This window comes from Xylanibacter brevis ATCC 19188, assembly GCF_000621725.1.
Classification (GTDB): Bacteria; Bacteroidota; Bacteroidia; order Bacteroidales; family Bacteroidaceae; genus Prevotella; species Prevotella brevis.
This window is the reverse complement of the sequence record NZ_JHXM01000017.1, coordinates 17742-40606: the sequence shown is the minus strand read 5'-3', so window position 1 is coordinate 40606 and position 22865 is coordinate 17742. Positions and strand designations below refer to the sequence as shown.

Sequence of the window (22865 nt, the reverse complement as noted above, 5' to 3'; positions counted from 1 at the left end):
CAGCAAAAGATGCGCTGAAACAGACAGAAAATGTGTAACTTTGCAGCCGAAAAGAAATAGTAAAGTACATCAGGATGATTGATAATCATAAATGGGTGGCTTGCTGGGGCAATGCCACCTCTATTACTGACCGACGTGAGGCCTTTTATGCAAAAGACCTCACATTGCGTTATCCCATACAGATGCCATTCGACGGCACGCAACTTCGATTCCGTTTCTCAAACCTCACGGGCACGGAACCTGTGACACTGAATAAAGTATTTGTGAACCATACGCCAATCACCTTCAATGGCGAGAAAACGGTTCTACTGATGCCTGGCACCGAGACAGATAGCGATGCTGTCAGCATCGCAGTGACCAGCGGTGATATCATTGAGGTGAGCATGTATCTTGCTGACTATACCCAGATGAATAGCGGTACGCTGATTACTGGTCCTCTGTCAAAGGGATATTACGCCTATGGCGATTATGCAGAGTCGGACGAGCTGCCTCTGGATCTATCTCGCCGTACGAACTGGTTCTACTTCCTGAACACCATTGATGTGTTGACTTCCGACCGTTGTAGGGCAGTGGTGTGCTACGGCGACTCCATTACGGCGCAGTCGTGGCCTGACTATCTGGCGCAAAAGTTGTTAGGCACCGACGTAGCAGTGATACGTCGTGCCGTTAGTGGTACACGCATTTTGCGTCAGTACGATTGTATCACCTATCAGGCTTATGGGCTAAAAGGTGCCACTCGTTTTCCCATTGAAATGCGCGTCAGCGGTGCCACGGATGTCATCATACAACATGGTATCAACGACATCATTCACCCTGTGGGTACAGATGTGAATCCTTTCCGTCCGTGGAGCGACCTGCCTACAGTGGAAGAGATGGCGCATGGGGTAGAGGATATCTATGTGAACCCAGCGAAGGCGATGGGACTACGTGTGTGGAGCGGTACGCTTCTGCCTATTGAGGGCTGGCGCACCTATAACGAGCAGCGTGAACAGATGCGACAGCAGTTTAATGAATGGTTGCGCTCTTCTTCTATCTTTGACGGATGCATTGATTTTGATGCAGCCGTTCGTGATGCTTCAAATCCGAAGGCTTTTGCACCTGGCTACGACAGTGGTGACCATCTGCATCCCAGCGAGCGTGCCTACGAAGCAATGGCAGATGCAACTATTGCAAGAATATTTTGATGAGACTTATATACTCCGCCTTGTGTTCCTTGTAAGATACGGCGTGGTCTGCTCCTTCTGAAATCCAAAGTGATTTCTTACCAGGCTTTGCTTTGAAGAGTGGGTACACCATGTTGGTGGGCACAAATGAGTCTTGGCTACCATGAATAAAAAGCATGGGATAATGACATTTCACAACCTGTTTTAGGGCTGATGCTTCGCCAAAACTCCAATTGTAGCGTAACTTACAGAGCAAGCTGGTAGAATACATCAGCGGAAATGATGGTAGTCCAAACTCTACCTTTAGCTGTCTGGCAAATTCATCCCATACAGACGTATAGCCACAATCTTCTATAAAGCGTAGATCGTGGATACCTTTGGGCATTCGTTCACCAGATAACATCATGGTTGTTGCAGCTCCCATTGATACACCGTGGACCACCATCGTGTCTGCGAGAAAAGCCGTAAGCCACTCTTTCACGTCGAGACGATCTTTCCATCCCATACGAATAGCGTCTCCTTCGCTCTCACCGCAAGCGTGTAGTTCTGGCATAACCACATTATAGCCCAACTCATGTTCATATATACGTGCCAACCATAAGAACTTAATTGCGCAGTCACGCCAACCATGAACCACTACTGCAGTCTTATGGCTTCCTCTGTTTACATAGAATCCATGCATTCTTCTTCCATCGTTCATGGTTAGGAAAGTGTCGCGAAATGCGTTAACACGTACTAATGAATCCATCCAAGCCTTACTCTCTGGATAATTCTCAAACTGCTGTCTGAGGCACGAGTCACGGTCGGTTCTGTTGGCATCTGGAGCCAACGAATAGTCGAGCATATAGAAACTGCCGCCTATTATAGCAAAAATGAGCAATGCTACAATAGTCAAAACAATGATGATAGCTTTCTTCTTCATTAGTCTTGTAGTTTAATCGTAAACTATATCGCAAAGGTATATTTTTTTTGATAATGTACCAAATCACACTGGTATTTTTTTGTTTTTTTTGTTCACACTTTTTTCGCTTTTCATATGAACTCTCTTTTTCATCATCCTGCATTTCGTTGAAATGATTTGGCTGTTGACTGAATAAAATGTGATGATACAACAAGAATAAATATCTTTGCACCACACATTTATAACAAAAAACTATAAAGCAATGAGAAAGATACTGTTTAAATCGATCATTTGGTCCATGCTGATGGTGGCAGCAGGGTGTACGGCTGATAACCCTTATGCAGACTATTATAACGATGGTTCAAATTGGAATAATGGTGGTGGAATGTCTAATAACGTAGGCAGTTCGACGACGGAGGGTGATATCGCAACCTTTGACATTATGATGGATCAGAACGCTGAAGAGTCTAATACAGCGACTCAAGCCTATTATCCTGATGCAGAGGACCAGTTGGACAATAATACTTTCTCTACGCAAATAACTATTGATATGAGCAATCCTGTGGCTAAAGAAGAAGGTGGGGTAAAAGTAATAGTTAATGGCGGTCATGTGATTGCAGATCACGGTGCACAGAAAGGTATCTGTTATGTGGTTAGTGGCTCCACTACCAATGGATCTCTTACGGTACTAGGTGAAAAGAAATACGAGGTAATACTGAACGGTGTTAGTATTCACAATCCTGATTCGGCAGCTCTGAATTTACTGAGTAGCAAACGTGCCTTTGTTTACGTGACTGATGGAACCACCAACCAGTTGAGCGATGGAACTGATGGCAGTCATAAGGGTGCCCTATATGCAAAAGGTAAGCTGTTGTTCTATGGTAGCGGAAAACTGCAGGTAGAAGGGCATACAAATAACGGCATTCATTCAACAGATTATATCGTATTTAATAAAGGTAATCATATAAACGTCACCACAACAGAAAATCATGGTATCAAGGCCAATGATGGCATCTTTGTAAATGGCGGTGTGCTGAATGTAGAGGTGTCTGGTGCTGGTGCTAAGGGACTCAACAGCGAGAGTCATATCATTATTAATGGTGGGCGTACCACAGTTATTACCACTGGTAAAGGTTCGTATGACAGTGAGACTAACGAGGTGAAAGGCGCAGCCGGCATAAAAGCTGATAGTACGCTGACAATAAATGGAGGGGATGTACTCTTGAAAAGTACTGGCTATGGTGGTAAGGGCATTAGTGTTGACACGGATGCGAACTTTAACGGAGGAAATGTTTATATCGTAACGACGGGTGGAAAATATACCAGCAGTAGCGACTCTACATCGCCCAAAGGAATAAAAGTAGAAGGTTCTATTAATATCAATGGTGGAAGAATCTGGGTGCGTACAAGCGGTAATGGTGGTGAAGGTATTGAGTCGAAACAAGAGATAAATATAAGTGGTGGCGACGTGGCAAGCTATGCTTATGATGATGCAATTAATGCAAAGAGTACAATGTCTATTACTGGTGGTTATGTTTACGCTCATGGTCAGCACAACGACGGTCTAGATGCTAATGGTAATTTGTATATTAGAGGAGGTGTAGTGTATGCTATTTGTTCGGGATCGCCTGAGGTTGCAATCGATGCAAACACTGAAGGAGGATATAAGTTATACGTGACAGGTGGAACTATCGTTGCCGTTGGTGGACTAGAACGAGGTGCACAATTATCACAATCTTGCTTTCAGACTTCATCTTGGACGGCAAATGCTTGGTATGCAATGACAGTTGACGGAAACACTTTCTCATTCTTAACTCCTGCTAGTGGAGGACAAGGAATGGTGGTATCAGGTAGTACACAACCCTCTTTGAAGCAAAGTGTCACTGTGACAGGCGGCGATACGTGCATGGGTGGAGTAGGAGTGGCAGACTGCAGCGTGAGCGGAGGGTCAACAGTATCACTATCAAGCTATACCAATACTAATACCGGAGGTGGTGGCGGTGGTTGGCATTGATACAATATTTCGTAACATGATACGTTATTTTAAAAGAGAAACGGTATGATTTATATGAAACAGTCGCGACAGGAAAATATCATATACCTGATTGTATGGGGCATGCTCTTTGCTGTGCCATTGCTTAGTTGCTATGTGCGCATGTTAGCCGACAGTGAAGCGGCTTTTCAATGGTATGAGGTGTTGTTTGTGTGGCGCCACTTTTCAATATATTTATTCCTTTTTGTAGTTCATAATTTTTTGTTGGCTCCCCTGCTGATACATAATCGGAGGCGTGTCCTATACTTCACGATAGTGGCAATCGTGGTAGCGTTGTTCGCTGTTTATCAATACAATACAAAACCTAAGATGAAACTCCACGAGCCAGAACGGCATGAAATGCGTGATGTTATGCGAGGAGAACATTGGAAGGGACCTCGCAATCATGGGTTTAGACGACCGCCACTAGTGAATGAACGCAATATCATGTCGATGACTGTGGTCATACTGATGTTTGGCGCAAATTTAGGTGTCAAGGAGTTTATTCGTAGTCGTGATGATCGAAGACGACTGGCAGAGTTAGAACGACAGAACTTAGAACATCAGTTGGCTTATCTTCGCTATCAGATTAGTCCGCACTTCTTCATGAACACATTGAACAATATTCATGCCTTGATAGACATTGACCCTGAGAAAGCTCAGGAGACTATTGTTGAATTGTCGAAGATGATGCGTTATGTGCTATATGATGCTGATAAAGAACGTGTAGCTCTCAACAAAGAATTGAACTTCATAGAGACGTACATAAAATTGATGCGACTGCGATATACCGACAAGGTGCGCATCTCGCTGACATTGCCCGCAGATGTACCTGATCGTCAGTTGCCGCCACTGATGCTGATATCATTTGTGGAGAATGCCTTTAAACACGGTGTGAGCTATCAGCATGACTCCTTTATCGAGGTGAGCATGACGGTGGCAGACAATAAGTTTACTTTCCGTTGTCGTAACTCGAAAGCGAAAACGCCCAGCCAAGAAAAAGGCGGGGTGGGCCTGGCCAATGTGCGCCAGCGGCTTAACCTATTGTATGGGGACCGTTATTCGCTGCGCATCAACGAAGGAGCTAATGATTATTCTGTAGAACTCAACATACCATTATCATGATACGCTGTATTGCCATCGATGATGAGCCTCTGGCTCTGCAACAGCTTGTGGCCTATATCCACAAGGTGACGTTTCTTGAAGTTGTGGCCCAGTGCCAGAGTGCCATCGAGGCACGTCAAGTGCTGGAGAAGGAGACGGTGGATGCTATCTTCTGTGATATCAACATGCCAGACCTCAACGGAATGGACTTCGTGAAGTCATTGGCGGTGCCGCCACTGGTAGTGTTCACTACTGCCTATGCAGAATATGCCGTCGAGGGTTTTAAGGTGAATGCCGTGGACTATCTGTTGAAACCCTTCGGACTGCAGGAATTCCTGCGGGCGGCCAACCGACTGAAAGAACGATTGACGCCTATTGTGGTAGATAGTGAGTCTGCCTCTGATGTCTTGTTCCTGAAAACGGAGTATCGCATCGTGAAAGTGAGTATATCTGACATTCGTTACATAGAGGCTATGAGTGAATATCTAAAAGTGTATTTACGTAACAGTACGAAACCCATCATCACGTTACTGTCAATGAAGAAAATGGAGGAACGCTTGCCAAAATGCTTCATGCGCATTCACCGCTCGTATATTATTAATTTGAATGAGATTAAAGAAGTGAACAAGTGTAGGGTGGTGATGGACGAGAATACCTTTTTGCCTGTAGGTGATATGTATAAGGAAGCTTTCATGCGTTTTCTGGACGATAGGTTCTTGGGTAAGTAATGGTTTTACGTAACAAATAGCATAATATAATTTAAAAGTCAGAAAGATGATGAGAAAAATCATGCAATGGATGGTGGCTGCCACCCTGACAAGCAGCCTCTTTGTATGGACATCCTGTTCGAACGAAGACAATGCGGTGATTCCGCAGCCCGGCCCTGAAACGGAGTTCGGCGCACTGCTGAAAACACTGGACTGGGGCACGGACACATGCTTCGTCTATGGTCACAAGACACCCGACGTGGATGCCGTCACCTCGGCCTTGTCGTATGCCAGGCTGATGCGGCTGATGGGCTACAACTGCAAGGCCAAGGTGTCGAGCGGGATGAACCGCGAGACGGCCTATATTGCCCACGTGTTCGGCTTTGCGCTGCCCGAACTGAAGTCGAGCGTGGTGCCGCAGACACGGCTCATCCTGACCGACCACACCGACTATGCCCAGTGTGTGGACGGTGCCCGTGAGGCCGTTATCCTGCAGAAGATAGACCACCATGTGGAGGGCGACATAGCCGACAGCGGCATCCCCTTCGTGCGCCGCGAGATGATTGGCTCTACCAACACCATCATCTACGAGATGTATAAGGAACAGGGCATCGCCATCGATGACGAGACCGCCCGCATCATGCTGGCAGGCATCATCAGCGACACGCGCAACCTGTCGAAGACCACCACGCGCGACATCGACATCACGGCATTACAGGCCCTTGCTGCACAGTTGGCCATCAGCCCCGACTCTGTGGTCAGCCTGAACCGCGGCATGGAGGATGCCGCCACCGACTATACCGGCATGACCGATGCCGAGATTTTCCTCTCCGACTACAAGGAGTACGAGATCAGCGGCCATAAGCTTGGCTTCGGCAGTCTCGACTGCAAGCAGAGCCAGATGGAAGCCTTCATCGACCGCATGCTGGCAGTCATGCCCGAAGTGATGCAGCAGCGAGGACGGCAGATGCTTGTGGCAAAGATCGACAACAAGGTGGAGAACACGGGTGACGACCGTGCCGAACGGCCTTACGTGGAGAATGGCACCTATTTTATATACTATGGTGAAGGCGCCAAGCAGATGGCTGAGGCCATCTTCGGAGCGTCGTTGCGTGAGGGCGTCTGCTATACAGCCGAGAATCTCTCACGCAAGCAGATTGTGCCGCGCATCACTGAAGTGCTGACTGGTAATTAAGATTAGTAATGTTTCATAAAACACAACGACGATGAGAAAGTTGCATGAATTAACATGGATGCTCGCCGCCGTAACTATTCAGCGATAGTTGTTTGGTAAATCTCGACAGCGCAACAACTATGCGCACAATGTATGATAATAATCGATCCAAACCTGTATTTTTATTTATTTTTAAGTGTTTCAATAATGGCATCCAAATCTTCTGCCAAGCGTTGATAGTCTTCGAGTTTCAGCGGACAGGTTTTCATCTCCTCGCCCATACCAGCAGGAATCGTGTTGATGGCTTGCTCCTCCATGTCGCGTCCTTTCTCCGTAAGACTAACTATTTGCTGGCGCTTGTCTTCTTTGCCACGTTGGCGAATCACCAAGCCCAACTTCTCCATGCGCTGTAGTAGGGGAGTGACGGTGTTCGTCTCAAGCAACAGCCGGCGAGCGATATCGTTCACCGGCTGACTGTCGTTTTCCCACAGCACCATCAACACCAGATATTGCGGATAGGTGATGCCCATCGTGTTAAACATCGGCGTGTAGGCTTGAGTGATAAGTCTGGCAGCCGTGTAAAGACGGAAGCAAATCTGATTTTTAAGTTGTAATTCTGCGTGCATTTTCTTTTACTGTTCTACTTTAAATACGATGTTCTTTGAACATCCATTCTTTCTGTTCTATTCTTGCTTTCTTAAAGCATTGCTTCGATGTCCTTCTCGAAGTCCTTAGGATCTGTGGTTGGCGCAAAACGCTTAACGGTAGTGCCATCCTTGGAAATCAGGAACTTGGTGAAGTTCCACAGGATGTCGCTATCCTTTTCTACGCTTTTGCTCAGTGTCTTCAGCATAGCGCGAGTGGCTTTTGCCTTCAATCCTTTGTACTCCTCGGTAGGCGCCTGCGACTTCAAATATTCGAAGATAGGCTCTGCGGCAGCACCATTGACATCGGTCTTCTTCATAATCTGGAAGGTAACTCCATAGTTCACCTGGCAGAACTCCTCAATCTGTGCATCGCCCTCTGGATCCTGCTCCTTGAACTGATTGCAAGGGAAGCCAATGACCACCAGGCCCTGATCTTTATACTTCTGGTTCAGTTCCTCAAGTCCTGCAAATTGTGGGGTGAAACCACACTTGCTGGCTGTGTTGACAATCAGCAGCACCTTACCTTCGAACTGTGCGAAATCTATCTCTTTACCTCTGCTAGAGAGGGCTTTGAAATCATAAATCTTATTCATTGTGTTAATATTTTGATTTTTTTTTGTATATACCATTAATTCCCAATAAAAATCTTTGTTTTTGTGTTAATCTGCAGAAGCCATTCGTTTACCAGCTTCGTATGCGCTCTGTAGGCCATTCTCCCAGTGTTCGTCGCGCCATTGCAGTTTAGCTTCTTTAGAGAACATACCTAACTCATAATTGTCGTAGTTCTTCACCTGGCAGGTGTTGTATGCTACCAGCTTTTCGGGCTGTCCAAGTGCTGCAGCAATACACATCTCCTTAGTACCAAAACCCTGACTGTTGTTCTGTTCGGGGGTGCCATTCATAGTCTCCATCAGTACTACAGGCATCTTCTTGGGTGCAGTCAGGCTGTAGTCGTTGTATGAGAGCCAAGGGAAAGCCAGACGCTCTAGGAAGGCGTGCATCTCGGCAGTGATACCACCAAAATAGATGGGTGATGCCAGTGCCAATCCGTCTGCAGTAGCAATCTCCTCAAGTACGGGCGATATTGCATCTTTAAACTTACAGATGTTGGTAGCTTTGTTTTTCAGCTTACATGCCATACACGACATACATCCTTTGAAGTCCATGTCGTAGAGGCGCACAACCTTTACTTCAGCACCAGCGTCTCGTGCTCCCTCAGCAAATTTCTCACACATGGCGGCAGTATTCATGTTCTTACGGGGACCGCCGTCGATAACCATAATTCTCTTCATATTAGTTCTCGTTTTCCTTATATTGTTGTTTTTGTATCATCTGTTTGCAGTATTTCCAGCCGCCTGTTGACCATAGTGCCCAGGCAATCAGTACGGGTTGGAAGAATAAGCGGATCAGGCGGGCATCATCTGTATTCAGGTTGAATGCATCTATGTGGTTCACATACTGGTTGATGTTGCCTGGGAATATTAATATATAGAATAAGGCCAGTAGAGCACCAACCATAGGGCGGTATTTTTTGATCATGAACAGCATACTCAGTCCTAATGCAATTTCTACTACTCCCGATGCCAAAACTACGAAGTCGGTGAAGGCTGGGGTAAATTGAATCCATGTTGGAACCTGTGCCACAAACTCCTGACGGGCAACCGTAAGGTGGGCTATGCCTGCATACGTCATGAAGAATCCTAAAATCAGACGTGCAATGAGTCTTACATATTTCATAATTATTTTATCTAAGTTTTCGTTTAACTTCTTGTTTGCGATGCAAAGATAAGAAAATAAAAATATATCGCAAGCGATTTAATTAATAATTTATATGTATTTAACAAATGTCGCTTGCGATATAATAATAAATTTCTTAGTTAATACAGGGCTATTACTCAAGCATGCTTTCCAGTTTGTCTATAAGCACTTTGTCTGAAGGTGTGAAGGCTCGATAGCTTACTATCTCATCTTCATCTTCATCTTCATCTTCATCGCTATCACCATTGCCTTCGATGTCTGCTGGTCCTGTCGTAAGTATATTATCTTTCACAGTCCACCACCAGTAGCTTACTTGTTTGTAATTGTCGTAGGGGTGCATTTCAATCACCTGTCCATTATGTTCTTTGGTGTCGTATTCGGAATAATAGAATTTAAAAGGAACGCACTGACATTTATCTTCATTTGTAAGATAAACCTTGCAATCCATGATACCATCTTCGTCTATTGTCATGACGGTGTATTTCATGATGCCAGCCTCATTTTTTTCGTTGATCCATTTGCCCACATAATCATCGCTGCTAATCACCTTATCAAAGACCGATAGCATCTTCAGTTCGCTATACGTTGGGCGATGTAACTGAATTATTAAATCGCTTCCAGCCTGCTTGAGGACCATGCCTTCTTTGTTAAAGCTGTAGTAGTACAATGCGTCTTCTTCTTCAGCGTCATCATATTGTATGGTGAAAGTGCCAGCAGCCTCGTTAACGTTATAAAACTCATGGCGGCGAAAGCGTTCGCTGTAATTAATGGGTTCATTGGGATAAATCTCATAACTGCGCGTAGTAACGACCCCATTCTTATCAAATGTTAACAGCGCATAATTCTCGCAATCAGGTGATTTCTCGTCCACTTTTATCTGTGCAAACCAAGATCCGCTTAGGTTTGTATCCTTGATGGTGGTAGAATCATCATCGTCGCTACACGAAGTTAGTGAGATCAGTGTCAAACCGCAGGTCAGGATGGCGGTCAGCATCCACAGGAAAATCTTTTTCATAGCTTTGTTTTTATTCATTATTGTAGTTAGTTATTATTAAAAAAATGGTTCACGTATTATTATTTAGACAATGTCATTAGGTATTTCCTGTCGCAAAGATATATAAATATTTCTAACAAACAATACTTTTTGGCCATTTTTTCATTGATGGCAAGTTTTTTAATGATAGTCGATAATTCATAAATAAAGTGAATAGTGCTGATAATTCTTGGATTATTATTATATTTGCATACAATTTCGCAGTGATAAATATAATAAGGAATATAAATTTTAGGATAATGAAAAAAATAGTGTTAATTACGGGAGCTACAAGTGGCATTGGCCAGGCTTGTGCTAGAAAGTTTGCCGAGAACGGTGATAAGTTGATTCTTACGGGCAGAAATCTTGAAGCATTGACTGCTATCCGTCAGGAACTTGAGCATAAGGGCACCGAGGTGCTAACGCTGGCTTTTGATGTGCGAGACAGCGAGACAGCCACTCAGTGTATCACGTCGCTGCCAGCCGAGTGGAAGGATATTGATGTGTTGGTGAACAATGCCGGATTGGCGCTTGGACTAGAACCCGAGTATGAAGGTTGCATGGAAGACTGGGAGCCGATGATAGACACTAACGTCAAGGGTTTGTTGTTGATGACACGTCTGGTGGTGCCAGGTATGGTAGAGCGCAATCGAGGTCATATCATCAACATGGGATCAGTTGCTGGCGATGCTGCCTATGCTGGTGGCAATGTGTATTGTGCCACCAAGGCTGCGGTGAAAGCTCTCACTGATGGTTTACGCATTGATGTGGCCAATACACCCATCAGAGTGACCAATTTGAAGCCCGGACTTGTAGAGACCAATTTCAGCAACATTCGCTTCCATGGCGATGTCGATCGTGCAGCCACTGTCTATAAGGGAATCAAACCGCTTACTGGCGATGATATTGCCGATGTTGCTGTCTATGCAGCTAATGCCCCCGAACATGTGCAGATAGCCGAGGTACTTATTCTTGCTACTCATCAGGCCAGCGGCAGCGTAATTGTGAGAAAGTGATACTGAACTTTCAGCCCATCGCTACGTCAAGCACCATCATCAGTACGAAGCCAATGGCAAAACCGATGGTGCTGAGGTTAGAGTGCTCACCACTCGAAGCCTCTGGTATTAGTTCTTCTATCACCACATAGAACATGGCGCCTGCAGCAAAAGTCAATAGATAGGGGAGAGCGGGTGTCAGCATAGAAGCTAGCATCAGCACGGCTACTGCGCCCAGGGGCTCTACAGCTCCACTCAGCGATCCTATCAGGAATGAGCGCCAACGACCGTTGCCAGCTGCACGCATCGGCATCGAAATGATGGCTCCTTCAGGTACATTCTGTATGGCTATACCCAGGGATACAGCTACAGCGCTGGCCAGCGAAATGCTCGATGTTCCACTGTCGGCTCCGGCAAACACCACACCTACAGCCATACCTTCGGGTAGGTTGTGGATGGTGACGGCTAGTGCTAGCATAGCTGTTCGCGACAGGTGCGAGCGCATGCCTTCTGGCTGGTTGGTGCCTATGTGAAGGTGGGGCGTCAGTTCGTCGATTAGCAATAGGAAGCCCATGCCCATTAAGAAACCAATGGCTGCTGGTAGAACTGCCCATTTGCCGCTCCCAGTTTCCATCTCCATAGCAGGTATTAGCAGCGACCACACGCTTGCTGCTACCATTACGCCCGAAGCAAACCCCAGTAGCGATTTCTGCAGCCTTACAGACATCTCTTCTTTCATGAAAAACACGAATGCCGAACCTATCATGGTGCCCAGCAGCGGCAATAGTAGTCCTATTGTTAGTATTGTCATCTTTGTCTTTACCTCTTATTCTGTATAATTATGATCTGTAACGATGCTCACCTCCATGTCGGGTACCAGCTTCTTTATCTCTTCCACCAACTGTTGGGTGAGTGACGCCTCGTTGTGTACGTTGATGTCGGGTACGATATCCACAGACAGCATGTTGTCTTTCTCCGAATAGTAGAATCCATGCACTTGAACAATCTCCTTGTGGGCCGCCAGTGCCTGCATCACTATGGATTGCAACTCGGCTCGCCGGTTTTGTCCTGTTGCTATGGCATAGATGCCCACGGTTATGATGATGCCATGTTTTTCGTACAGTAGTGAGGTGATGCGACGGGTCAGCCCATGGATGTCGTGTGCTGACATGGTGTCGTACACGTTGACGTGCAGTGAACCAATCTTCACCTCAGGGCCGTAGTTGTGCAGTATCAGGTCGTAAACGCCGTGCACCTCTTCAAAGTCGGACACTTCCCTCACAATTTCATGCGTCAACTCAGCCGGAATGCTGGTGCCCAGCAACTGATTGATGGGCGATGCCAGCATGTCGATGCCCGCCTTGATGATGACTATAGAGATGAGTGCACCTAGCAGTCCGTCGATTGACACGTTCCATAGTAGCATGATACCGGCTGACACCAGTGTGGCCAGCGTGATTATGGCATCAAACAAGGCGTCTGAGCCTGATGCTATCAGTGCATCGCTCTTTAGCTCTTCTCCCTGGCGCTTCACGTATTGACCCAGCACCAGCTTCACCACGATGGCTATGCTCACCACTACCAACGTCAAGGTGGAGTATTCGGGCTCAGTGGGCGCCAGTATCTTCTTTACTGATTCTATCAGTGAGGTAATACCGGTAGTCAGCACGATGACGGCAATGATAATTGCGCTGAAGTATTCTATACGTCCAAAACCAAATGGATGCAGTCGGTCAGCAGGGCGTTGCGATAGTTTGGCACCAATTATAGTGATGACACTCGACAGTGCATCGCTAAGATTGTTGACGGCATCCATCACAATAGCTACTGAAGAGGCCAGCAGGCCCACAGCAGTCTTAAAGCCAGCCAATAGCACATTGCTGGCAATGCCTATCCAGCTAGTGCGTATGATTTTCTGATTTCTGTTCTTCATAATTATAGTCTGGCTACCAGTGCGACAATCTTCTTTTGGGTCTCCTCGGTCTTCTGCTCGTCGGCTTTGGCCGTAACGAGTCCCAGGTTGAACGCGCCCCAGTAGTTGCATAGGTCGCGGAACTGTGCCATCGCACCATCATAGACGTTGGGCGACTGCGACGAGATGAGCAGTGACATCTTCTGCACTTTGGCAGGCTTGCTCACACAGTACATGCGCTGAATGGGGGCTTGCAGTTGGGCGCTCAGCGTGAAGTAGTAGATAGGTGCTGCCAGTACCAATGCTTCGACTTCGGCCATCAGTGGATAGAGCTCTTGCATGTCGTCTTTCTGTATGCAAGCGCCGTTGCCTTTGTTGTGACAATACTCGCAGGCCATACAGCCCGCTATTTTCTTGTGAGCCACGTTGTATACCGTTACTTCGTGTCCAGCTGCCTCGGCAGCCTTTTTGTATTCCTCAGCCATCCAGGCCGTACTACCATTTGTACGTGGTGAAGCTTGTAGAATCAGTACCTTCATTTTTGTGATGTTTTTGTTAGTTAATAGAAATAATGTATATTGATGTTACATTTGCAAAGATAGCTATTTCTTCTTAATACTACAAGAAAAGAGGGGGAAAGTCATTCTTTTCCCCCTCTTGTGTATTATTACAGAAGTATCTCCATACCTATTTTCTGCACTTTCATTCCCATACTGCGGTAGAACCCCATGGCGGCATCGTTGCCTTCCCACACATTCAGTGTCACGTTGCGGCAACCAATCTGTCGTGCATATTGGCACACATGCTCATATAGCGCCTTACCAACGTGCTGTCCGCGTGCAGCTTCGTCTACGCAGATATCGTCAATGTATAGTGTCTTTATATCTTCCAGCAACTGGTGGTTGTGCACTTCTGTCACCTGGCAGAAAGCGTGGCCTATTACTTCACCCTGTTCAAACACGAAGATTGGGCTGCTGTCGTCCTGCATCAGTGTCTGAAGTTCCTTCTCGTTGTATTTCGTTGTGTAGGGTTTAAACAGGTCTGGTCGCAGCCTGTGGTGCACCATGTTCACCTGATGTAGCAGTTCGATGATTCGTGCCGTGTCTTTTATTTCTGCCCTTCTTACATTGTTATCATTCATATTTATATTGTCTAATTTCAGATCAGCGTTGTTTTCGTTTAGTGCAATTATTATGATACAAATACTTATGACTTGAATGTTATTTTTGCACGACAACACTCGGTGCCGTCGGTACGAACGATGCGTATGCAATACTCATTTTCGGCTGTCTGTTCACGAAAGAACGATAGAGTGTCACCCGCATGCGCTTCGGCTACATAAGCTATCTCGAAGCGACGGATCGTGTGTTCTTGATACCATGATATTGGCCATAAATCCAGCACGTGCTCTATATACTTTATTGAGTTGATATGACCATTGATATCCACATCGTTGTAGTATGTGTTAATGGTATGAACAAATTGAGCGTCAGTACTCATTTTCACACGACCACCTTTGTCGATGGGGCATGGGTAATCAGTTTCTATCCAGTTGTTGATTGCCCCGTTATCAATGGCGAAAATGTCGGTGGGTTGACGAGTCTCCGTATCTATCATGGCCCATATAGAACGTCCATAGCCATATATGTGCCCATTCTCGTCACTAACCTTGAAATTACGACTAGTAAAAAACTTCATTGCATTCTCTACCCAAGTTTCTACGTTAAACTTGCTGTATTGGCTAGGCATTTCGGTTATTTCGATGGCTAATCTTGATAGTACCCACGAGCGTTTGATGGTCATAAGGTATTTCATACCGAAACCGCGGGCTGATGAGTGGAAATCTGCAGCATTTAGCATATGATTGCCCAAATGACCCATAAAGAGGTTTCCATTGAAATCGCAGTGGAAGGGTTCAGCCAAGAATTCGTACTTTCCTATTTTATTCATATCCATTATTGACGAAATTTCTCTATCGTTAAGTTTTACTCGTTCCAGAAATATATCACTAGAAGTATCCTTACGGCGTATTGTTCGTTCTCAATCGCAATGCGATCATACCCTTATTTTTTACTTCTTGATTCTCTTTCTTCCAAGAATTCACTTACTTGTTCTTGGGTTCCGCGGGTAACAGCAATTCGGCCGCTTCGAGTGTATTGTAGCACACAATCGAAGGCGTCAAGTGCACGGAATAGCTCTATAATAGAATCCGTCTGCCCGCTTTTCATTACTATGGTATAAGTCGGGTTTACCTCAGTAATAGTGGCGTCATAGCGGCGAACAGTGCGTGATATTTCTGGGTTGGAGAGCACTTTCTCAGTGGAAAGCTTGTATAAACCGGCTTCTCGAATAAACAGTTGGTCATCGGTGAAATAGTTAGCCTTTACAACATCAATTTTCTTCTCTATCTGATGGGTGATAATTTTAATTTGATCTTCAGTACTCCAAGCAGTGATGGTGTACTTGTGTACGCCCTCTATACTGCTGGCTGAAACGTTAAGACTTTCGATATTGACCTGCCGACGGGTGAATACTGCTGTGATTTGATTCAGTAGTCCTGCCACGTTTTCAGAATAGACTAGTAAAGTGTAGAGCTTAGCTCCCTTTATATAATCTTCATTCTTCATGATGCTTATTATTTATACTATGTTAAATCTCCAACTTCATTTGCTCTACACTCATTCCTGGTGGGGTCATTGGTAGCACGTCATCGTCTTCTTTAATGGCACACTCCAGAATGAAAGGTCCTTCTGTCGTTAACATTTTGCTAATGGCAGTCTCAAGATCTTTGCGGTCAGTAACGACATGATAGGGTATGCCATAACCTTGTGCAATGGCCTCATAGCAAGGATTCATCATCTTAGTGAATGACTTGCGGCGCATCCAAAACATGTCTTGCCATTGGCGTACGTTTCCTAGATAGTGGTTGTTCAAAAGAATCATTTTCACAGGCGCCTTCTGTTCCATAATAGTGCCTAATTCCTGAATGTTCATTTGGAATCCACCATCGCCCATGAAACAGCACACCTGACGATGTGGTGCTCCGAAGGTTGCTCCAATGGCGGCAGGCATACCATATCCCATTGTACCGAGACCACCACTAGTGCATATGCTGCGCTGATGATGAAATTTGAAATATCGAGTGGCAAAGAGTTGATTTTGACCTACATCAGTGACTAGTATGGCATCGTCATCAGCCTGGTTGGCCACTGCATTAACCACTTCGCCCATTAACAAGGGACCATTGGTGGGGTGAATGGCTGGTTCTATAACCTTTTGACGTTCTTTCTCGTCTAGTTCGTAGAATGAAGAACGCCAATCTTCGTGGTTAGCTTTATCTATCAACGCAGTTAGTGCTGGCAAAGACTCCTTGCAGTTTGCAACTACAGCCACATCGGTCTTCACATTCTTATCTATTTCAGAATGGTCAATGTCTAAATGAATAATTTTTGCTTGTTTCGCATAGGTCTTCAGGCTGCCTGTTACGCGGTCGCTGAAACGCATGCCGATAGCAATAAGAACATCACACTCTTGCTCCTTTAGATTGACAGCATAGTTACCATGCATTCCTAGCATGCCCACATTCAACGGGTGGTTAGAAGGCAGAGCAGAAAGTCCTAACATAGTTCGACCAGCTGGGATGTCGGCTTTCTCAAGAAACTCTTTCAACTCCTCTTGTGCATTACCAAGTTCAACACCTTGTCCTACCAGGGCAAGGGGACGTTTCGCGTGATTGATAAGGTCGGCAGCCTGTCGCACAGCATCATTATCTAAAGTCGGGTAGGGAACATATGAACGGATAAAGTTGCATTTGGATTGTTCCCATTCTATCACTTCGGTTTGGGCGTTCTTAGTAAAGTCAAGAACCACGGGGCCTGGTCGTCCTGTGCGAGCTATATAGAATGCGCGGCTGACGGCCCATGCCACATCGGCTGCATGGCGTATTTGGTAGCTCCACTTCGAAATGGGTTGCGATACACCTACAAGATCTACTTCCTGAAAGAAATCAGTACCAAGTGCACTTGTAGGTACTTGGCCCGCAATAACTACTATAGGGGTAGAGTCCATCATAGCATCGGCAATACCCGTCAAAGTATTAGTAACGCCAGGACCACTAGTGACCAGTACGACTCCCACTTCGCCACTGACACGGGCATAGCCCTCTGCTGCATGAGTGGCCCCCTGCTCATGGCGCACTAGAATGTGGTCAAAACATTTTTTTTCACCCCGAGTATAGTCAAAGAGTGCATCATAGGTGGGCATGATAGAACCACCCGGATAGCCGAATATTGTTTTCACGCCTTCGGCTTTGAGTGCACGCATTAGTGCTTTTGCTCCTGTTATTTTGTCTTTCATTATCAACTTCGTTTAGTTTAGGGGGTCTAAAAGACGAACGCCACCTTTGTCGGCTGACGAGACACTTTGTGAGTAAGCGCGTAAAGCTTTAGAAACAAAACGCTTTCGCTTTAATGGCTGCTGCTCTCGTTCAGCAAGTTCTTCATCGCTCAATTTCACGTTGATGCTTCGTGAAGGAATGTCTATAACAATGATGTCGCCATCCTTGATTTTACCAATGTTGCCACCGCTAGCGGCTTCGGGCGAGATATGGCCAATGCTTAGTCCGCTAGTGCCACCAGAGAAGCGACCGTCTGTGATTAGAGCACATTCTTTACCCATATGCATTGATTTGATATAAGATGTAGGGTAGAGCATCTCTTGCATACCAGGACCACCTTTAGGTCCTTCATGTGTGATGACTACGCAGTCTCCTTTTTTTACACGACCACCCAGAATTCCTTCGCAGGCATCTTCCTGTGAGTCGAATACTACAGCCGGTCCCTCAAAATGCCATAAAGCCTCATCTACGCCAGCGGTCTTTACAACGCAGCCGTCCTGTGCAATGTTACCAAAGAGCACAGCTAACCCGCCATCTTTGGTGTAGGCATGTTCGAGATCTCGAATACAACCACCGATTCGGTCGGTATCTAGTGTATCATATCGTTCTGATTGCGATCCCATTTTGGTAGAGAAACGGTTGCCTGGAGCTGAGTGATAGATATGGCTGGCATCTGTATCTATGGGACCATCAACAATAGAATATTTCTTTAGAACTTCTCCTAGTGTCATTCCGTCAACGCGAGGTGCACTAGTGTCAATAAGTCCGCCTTTTCTTAACTCGTTTAAGATGCCTAAAATACCTCCAGCACGATTGCATTCTTGTACGCTATACTTCTGCGTGTTAGGGGCAAGCTTACATAGACAAGGCACACGGCGGCTCAGAGCATCGATGTCTTTCATCGTGAAGTCAGCTTCTGCCTCCTGAGCCACAGCCAATAGGTGGAGAACGGTGTTGGTTGATCCTCCCATGGCAATATCAAGTGCCATGGCATTCATAAATGCTTTACGTGTAGCAATGTTGCGTGGCAGCACACTCTCATCACCATCTTCGTAGTAGGCAAGTGCGTTCTTTACAATTTGGCGTGCCGCCTTTTTAAATAGTTCTATACGGTTGCTATGGGTTGCTAAAATGGTTCCATTGCCAGGCAGTGAAAGTCCAATGGCCTCAGTGAGTGAGTTCATGGAGTTGGCTGTAAACATGCCAGAGCAAGATCCGCACCCTGGACAGGCACAACTCTCAATCTGTTCCATTTCCTCATCCGTAACACTGGAATCAGCTCCTTTCACCATCGCAGTGATGAGGTCGGCATTTTCTCCGCGCCAACGTCCAGCCTCCATAGGACCGCCCGAACAGAAAACAGCAGGGATATTCAAGCGCATAGCGGCCATCAACATGCCAGGCGTCACTTTGTCGCAGTTTGAGATACAAATCATCGCGTCGGCTTTGTGTGCATTAACCATATATTCCACTGAGTCGGCAATGATATCCCTTGAAGGCAGCGAATATAGCATGCCATCGTGTCCCATCGCTATACCATCATCGATGGCTATGGTGTTAAACTCGGCTGCATAACAGCCCATTTTTTCAATTTCTTCTTTAACAATCTGTCCAATCTCGTGCAGATGAGTGTGACCTGGCACGAACTGAGTAAACGAATTGACAATAGCAATTATGGGCTTACCAAACTGTTCGTGTTTCATTCCTGTGGCTACCCATAATGCGCGGGCTCCAGCCATTCGTCTGCCTTCTGTGCAGACACTACTTCTCAATGGATGCTTCATATCTCTCTAGCTAGTTATATCGTGTAATTTATATTTGTTTCTATTGTGGCATATCGCCTATATTTGAGTTACGTCCTTCTAGTTCCTCGTCAACGGGCATCATGTCGTCTTCACTACCACATGGGTTAAAACCAATTGGAAGGTCGAATTGATCTTGCTGGGTGTAGCCCAGTTCGGGTGTTGCATAAATCTTATTCATATAAATGGCAAAAATAGGCAGAGCCATTGAGGCTCCCTGACCATAAGTCATTGAATCGAAGTGGATGTCACGGTCGTCACCACCTACCCAGCAACCTGAAACTAGTTTCGGGGCTATTCCCATAAACCAACCATCGCTGTTGCTATTTGTTGTACCGGTTTTGCCTCCCAATGGCGCTGTGATGTTATATCGGAAGCGCAGTCGCCCACCTGTACCGCCATCGATTACAGCACGCAGCATGTCTATCATCTTATCGGCACTCTCGCCGCTAATAACCTCGTTCATGCGTGGTTTGAATTCTGCTACCACGTTGCCTTCGGAATCGACAATACGGGTGACGTAGAGCGGAGCTGAGCGTACGCCATGATTGACAAATGCCGTATAGGCGCTGACCATCTCTGCAACAGTAATCTCACATGGTCCCAAACAAAGTGCTAATGATGGAACAATCTCTGGGTTGCGTATGCCGTAGCGTTTTAGCAGTTCGGCAAAGTTACGTGGCCCCCAGCGGTCGATAAGGTAGGCTGAGATCCAGTTGTTAGACTGTTGCAAACCCCACTTTAATGAAACCATCTCACCATAACGTGTGCGACTGCCGTTGCGAGGGGTCCAGGCCTGTCCGGCATCGGTATAATAGGTACGCTGCTCGTTAGGAGCCTCTGTACATGGTGTCATGCCGTTCTCCATAGCTAGTGAATATAGGAAAGGCTTGATGGTGGAACCCACTTGACGACGTCCTTCTGTTGCCATGTCATAGGTGAAATGCTGGAAATTCAAACCTCCCACATATGCTTTTACGTGGCCATTCTTAGGTTCCATACTGAAGAAACCTGTACGCAAGAAAGTCTTATAATAGCGGATAGAATCCATTGGAGTCATAATCGTGTCTTTCTCGCCCCGATATGTGAAGACCGTCATTTCAATTTTGGTGTTAAAAGCCCGGTCAATCTCCTCCTGTGAAGCACCTGCAGCTTTCATCACTCGATAACGTTCACTCTGGCGCACGTTGCGCTGAAGAATGCGCTGTATTTCTTCATCTGATAAAGAACTTGAGTATGGCGCATTGCGCTTGTATTTCAGTGATTGGTTGAAGGCCGGTTGTAGATAGTTAACCACGTGCTGATAGCAAGCATCCTCCGCATATTGTTGCATACGTGAGTCAATAGTGGTATAGACCTTCAGTCCATCGGTGTAAATGTTGTAGTAACTGCCGTCACGTTTCTTGTTCTTGTTGCACCAACCAAATAGTGGGTCTTGTTCCCATGCCAGCGAGTCAAGGTAGAAACTCACATATCCCCATTCTGGATAGTTGTCGCGCTGGGGTTTCTTGGCCGTCATGTATCGGCGAAGAAAATCGCGGAAATAAGTGGCGCTTCCTGCATTGTGATCGGCTACATGAAAACGTAGGTTAAGGGGCACTTGGCAACAACTATCAAACTCCTCTTGAGTGATATAATCTTCTTTGAGCATTTGCCCTAATACCACATTGCGACGCTCAATGCAACGCTCTGGATAGCGGCGTGGATTAAAGTAAGAAGGATTTTTGCACATGCCAACTAGTGTTGCAGCCTCTGTCAGTGTCAACTCTGATGGCTCCTTCGAAAAATAAGTGTTGGCAGCAGTTTTAATACCTACAGCATTGTGCAGGAAGTCGAAGTAGTTGAGGTACATGGCGATAATCTCATTTTTTGTGTAGTATCGCTCAAGTTTGACAGCAATAACCCACTCAATAGGCTTTTGGAAAGCTCGTTCCATACTATTCTTAGCAACATCGCTGAATAGCTGCTTGGCCAGCTGTTGGGTGATGGTAGAACCACCACCTGCATTTTTCTGTCCCAATATGCCACGCTTAATGATGGCACGTCCTAGTGCATAGAAGTCAACTCCCGAGTGCTCATAGAAGCGTGCATCTTCAGTTGCAACTAATGCATTAACAAGAGTTTCTGGTAGGTCGGAATAGTTGACCAATACGCGGTTTTCGCGACTCATGCTCCATGTCCCCAGTAGTTTATTGTCGCAGGAAAGTACCTGTGTGGCATAGCGGCTGATAGGGTTCTGTAGGTCTTCTATGGGAGGCATGTAGCCAATATATCCGTTTGAGATGGCCCAAAAACATGTTGCAGTTGACAGAACGATGAAAGTCAATATTGACCACAAGGTAATTACAAACCGTTTCCTCATATCTTCTTCTTCTCTGTATTCAAAATTGTTTCAGCCCGCAAAAATACTAAGTTTTTCCGATATAAGCAAATTTTAGGCTTAAATAAGTAAAAAAGAAAAGGCGGGGATGTTTTTTCTTTTATCTCCGCCTTTATTGTAATTCCAATTTCTCAAAAAGAGTTATTATTGCTCTTCAGGAGTAATAAGTTTGTAGCCTTTGCCATGAATGTTGATAATCTCAATTTGTGGATCGTCCTTCAAGTGCTTGCGTAGTTTTGTGATGTAAACATCCATAGATCTAGCATTGAAATAATTATCATCAATCCAGATGGTCTTCAGGGCGAAATCACGCTGAAGGATTTCGTTGGCATGCGAGCAAAGCAAAGCAAGCAGTTCATTCTCTTTGGTAGTCAGCTTGGTCTGTTTGTCACCCATTGTGAGCAGTTGCTTCTGTGTATCGAATATAAAATTGCCGATGTGGTAGAGGGTAGACTCTTTTGTTTTTTTACCATGTACACGGCGCAAGATTGCTTCAATACGGAATACAAGTTCCTCCATTGAGAATGGTTTGGTGATGTAGTCATCAGCACCCAACTTAAATCCTTCGAGGATATCTTCTTTTAAAGTCTTTGCTGTCAAGAAAATAATAGGCATGTCAGCATTTGCGCTACGTATCTCCTGTGCCAATGTAAAACCATCTTTCTTAGGCATCATCACGTCAAGCACACAGATGTCGAACTTCGTTTTCATGAATGCTTTAAAGCCGGCATCTCCATCAGGGCAGAGTTCTGCCTCAAATCCCTTAGCTGCTAAGTATTCGCGAAGCAACATTCCGAGGTTCTCATCGTCCTCGCAAAGTAAGATTTTCAGTTTGTCTTCCATATTCTTTTCTTTTTTTGC

At 45.7% G+C, this 22865-nt stretch carries 22 protein-coding genes; 6 read left to right on the top strand and 16 right to left on the bottom strand.

Translation table 11 applies throughout. The features are described from left to right. Window positions 1-74 precede the first annotated feature (74 nt). Entirely contained in the window at window positions 75-1184 is a 1110-nt protein-coding gene (locus tag T433_RS0109525; protein ID WP_027455639.1) for an SGNH/GDSL hydrolase family protein, read from the top strand. On the opposite strand, the gene T433_RS0109520 is transcribed toward T433_RS0109525, so the two are convergent. Then, window positions 1165-2085 carry an alpha/beta hydrolase gene (locus T433_RS0109520; RefSeq protein ID WP_027455638.1) on the bottom strand — a complete coding sequence of 307 codons (921 nt, stop codon included), beginning with the start codon at window positions 2083-2085 and terminating at the stop codon, window positions 1165-1167. The genes T433_RS0109525 and T433_RS0109520 overlap by 20 nt on opposite strands. A 241-nt stretch (window positions 2086-2326) precedes the next feature. Here T433_RS0109520 and T433_RS0109515 point away from each other — a divergent pair, with 241 nt between their 5' ends. The 4 genes from T433_RS0109515 to T433_RS0109500 all read left to right on the top strand — a co-directional run bounded on the left by T433_RS0109515 (window position 2327) and on the right by T433_RS0109500 (window position 7102). After that, window positions 2327-4078: a carbohydrate-binding domain-containing protein gene (locus T433_RS0109515; RefSeq protein ID WP_027455637.1), complete on the top strand. Its 1752-nt coding sequence runs from the start codon at window positions 2327-2329 to the stop codon at window positions 4076-4078. 447 nt (window positions 4079-4525) lie between these two features. Then, the gene (locus T433_RS16835) at window positions 4526-5221 is read left to right on the top strand and encodes a sensor histidine kinase (RefSeq protein WP_231478033.1); all 696 of its coding nucleotides are present in this window, start codon (window positions 4526-4528) and stop codon (window positions 5219-5221) included. Next, window positions 5218-5928, top strand: coding sequence for a LytR/AlgR family response regulator transcription factor (locus T433_RS0109505; RefSeq protein WP_027455635.1), 711 nt, complete (start codon window positions 5218-5220; stop codon window positions 5926-5928). The genes T433_RS16835 and T433_RS0109505 overlap by 4 nt, the downstream gene beginning before the upstream one ends. Before the next feature lie 46 nt (window positions 5929-5974). Further along, window positions 5975-7102 (top strand): DHH family phosphoesterase, encoded by a 1128-nt coding sequence (locus T433_RS0109500; RefSeq protein ID WP_248616509.1) that lies wholly within the window; start codon window positions 5975-5977, stop codon window positions 7100-7102. Window positions 7103-7263: 161 nt separating this feature from the next. On the opposite strand, the gene T433_RS0109495 is transcribed toward T433_RS0109500, so the two are convergent. The 5 genes from T433_RS0109495 to T433_RS0109475 form a co-directional block, all read right to left on the bottom strand. Next, a complete protein-coding gene (locus T433_RS0109495; RefSeq protein ID WP_027455633.1) occupies window positions 7264-7707 on the bottom strand; it encodes a MarR family winged helix-turn-helix transcriptional regulator in 444 nt (147 codons plus the stop codon). Window positions 7708-7778: 71 nt separating this feature from the next. Next, window positions 7779-8321 carry a glutathione peroxidase gene (locus tag T433_RS0109490; protein WP_027450462.1) on the bottom strand — a complete coding sequence of 181 codons (543 nt, stop codon included), beginning with the start codon at window positions 8319-8321 and terminating at the stop codon, window positions 7779-7781. Window positions 8322-8387: 66 nt separating this feature from the next. Next, entirely contained in the window at window positions 8388-9020 is a 633-nt protein-coding gene (locus T433_RS0109485) for a flavodoxin family protein (RefSeq protein WP_044109629.1), read from the bottom strand. A gap of 1 nt (window position 9021) precedes the next feature. After that, entirely contained in the window at window positions 9022-9465 is a 444-nt protein-coding gene (locus T433_RS0109480; protein ID WP_027455631.1) for a DoxX family protein, read from the bottom strand. Between the two features lie 154 nt (window positions 9466-9619). Next, the gene (locus T433_RS0109475; RefSeq protein ID WP_155808456.1) at window positions 9620-10501 is read right to left on the bottom strand and encodes a hypothetical protein; all 882 of its coding nucleotides are present in this window, start codon (window positions 10499-10501) and stop codon (window positions 9620-9622) included. A 278-nt stretch (window positions 10502-10779) separates the two neighbouring features. Between T433_RS0109475 and T433_RS0109470 the strand changes: the two genes are divergently transcribed. Continuing rightward, window positions 10780-11535, top strand: a complete 756-nt coding sequence (locus tag T433_RS0109470; protein ID WP_027455629.1) for an SDR family NAD(P)-dependent oxidoreductase — start codon at window positions 10780-10782, stop codon at window positions 11533-11535. A gap of 10 nt (window positions 11536-11545) precedes the next feature. Here T433_RS0109470 and T433_RS0109465 read toward each other — a convergent pair whose 3' ends face one another. The 10 genes from T433_RS0109465 to rprY form a co-directional block, all read right to left on the bottom strand. Further along, on the bottom strand, window positions 11546-12325 hold the full coding sequence (locus tag T433_RS0109465; protein ID WP_027455628.1) for a ZIP family metal transporter: 780 nt from the start codon (window positions 12323-12325) through the stop codon (window positions 11546-11548). Between the two features lie 15 nt (window positions 12326-12340). Beyond that, a complete protein-coding gene (locus T433_RS0109460; RefSeq protein ID WP_044109626.1) occupies window positions 12341-13447 on the bottom strand; it encodes a cation diffusion facilitator family transporter in 1107 nt (368 codons plus the stop codon). 2 nt (window positions 13448-13449) lie between these two features. Further along, entirely contained in the window at window positions 13450-13965 is a 516-nt protein-coding gene (locus tag T433_RS0109455) for a flavodoxin family protein (protein WP_027455684.1), read from the bottom strand. Window positions 13966-14093: 128 nt separating this feature from the next. Further along, window positions 14094-14567: a GNAT family N-acetyltransferase gene (locus T433_RS0109450; protein WP_027455626.1), complete on the bottom strand. Its 474-nt coding sequence runs from the start codon at window positions 14565-14567 to the stop codon at window positions 14094-14096. A 65-nt stretch (window positions 14568-14632) separates the two neighbouring features. Then, window positions 14633-15376, bottom strand: coding sequence for an acyl-[acyl-carrier-protein] thioesterase (locus T433_RS0109445; RefSeq protein WP_428837375.1), 744 nt, complete (start codon window positions 15374-15376; stop codon window positions 14633-14635). A 113-nt stretch (window positions 15377-15489) separates the two neighbouring features. Next, window positions 15490-16053 carry an acetolactate synthase small subunit gene (gene ilvN / locus T433_RS0109440; RefSeq protein WP_027450453.1) on the bottom strand — a complete coding sequence of 188 codons (564 nt, stop codon included), beginning with the start codon at window positions 16051-16053 and terminating at the stop codon, window positions 15490-15492. A 22-nt stretch (window positions 16054-16075) separates the two neighbouring features. Continuing rightward, window positions 16076-17785, bottom strand: a complete 1710-nt coding sequence (ilvB, locus tag T433_RS0109435) for a biosynthetic-type acetolactate synthase large subunit (protein WP_027455624.1) — start codon at window positions 17783-17785, stop codon at window positions 16076-16078. Window positions 17786-17794: 9 nt separating this feature from the next. Continuing rightward, window positions 17795-19606: a dihydroxy-acid dehydratase gene (ilvD, locus tag T433_RS0109430; RefSeq protein ID WP_027455623.1), complete on the bottom strand. Its 1812-nt coding sequence runs from the start codon at window positions 19604-19606 to the stop codon at window positions 17795-17797. Window positions 19607-19646: 40 nt separating this feature from the next. Next, complete coding sequence (locus T433_RS15100; RefSeq protein WP_044109624.1) at window positions 19647-21986, bottom strand: transglycosylase domain-containing protein; 2340 nt, start codon at window positions 21984-21986, stop codon at window positions 19647-19649. A gap of 162 nt (window positions 21987-22148) precedes the next feature. After that, window positions 22149-22847, bottom strand: coding sequence for a response regulator transcription factor RprY (gene rprY / locus T433_RS0109420; protein WP_027450450.1), 699 nt, complete (start codon window positions 22845-22847; stop codon window positions 22149-22151). Between the last annotated feature and the right edge of the window lie 18 nt (window positions 22848-22865).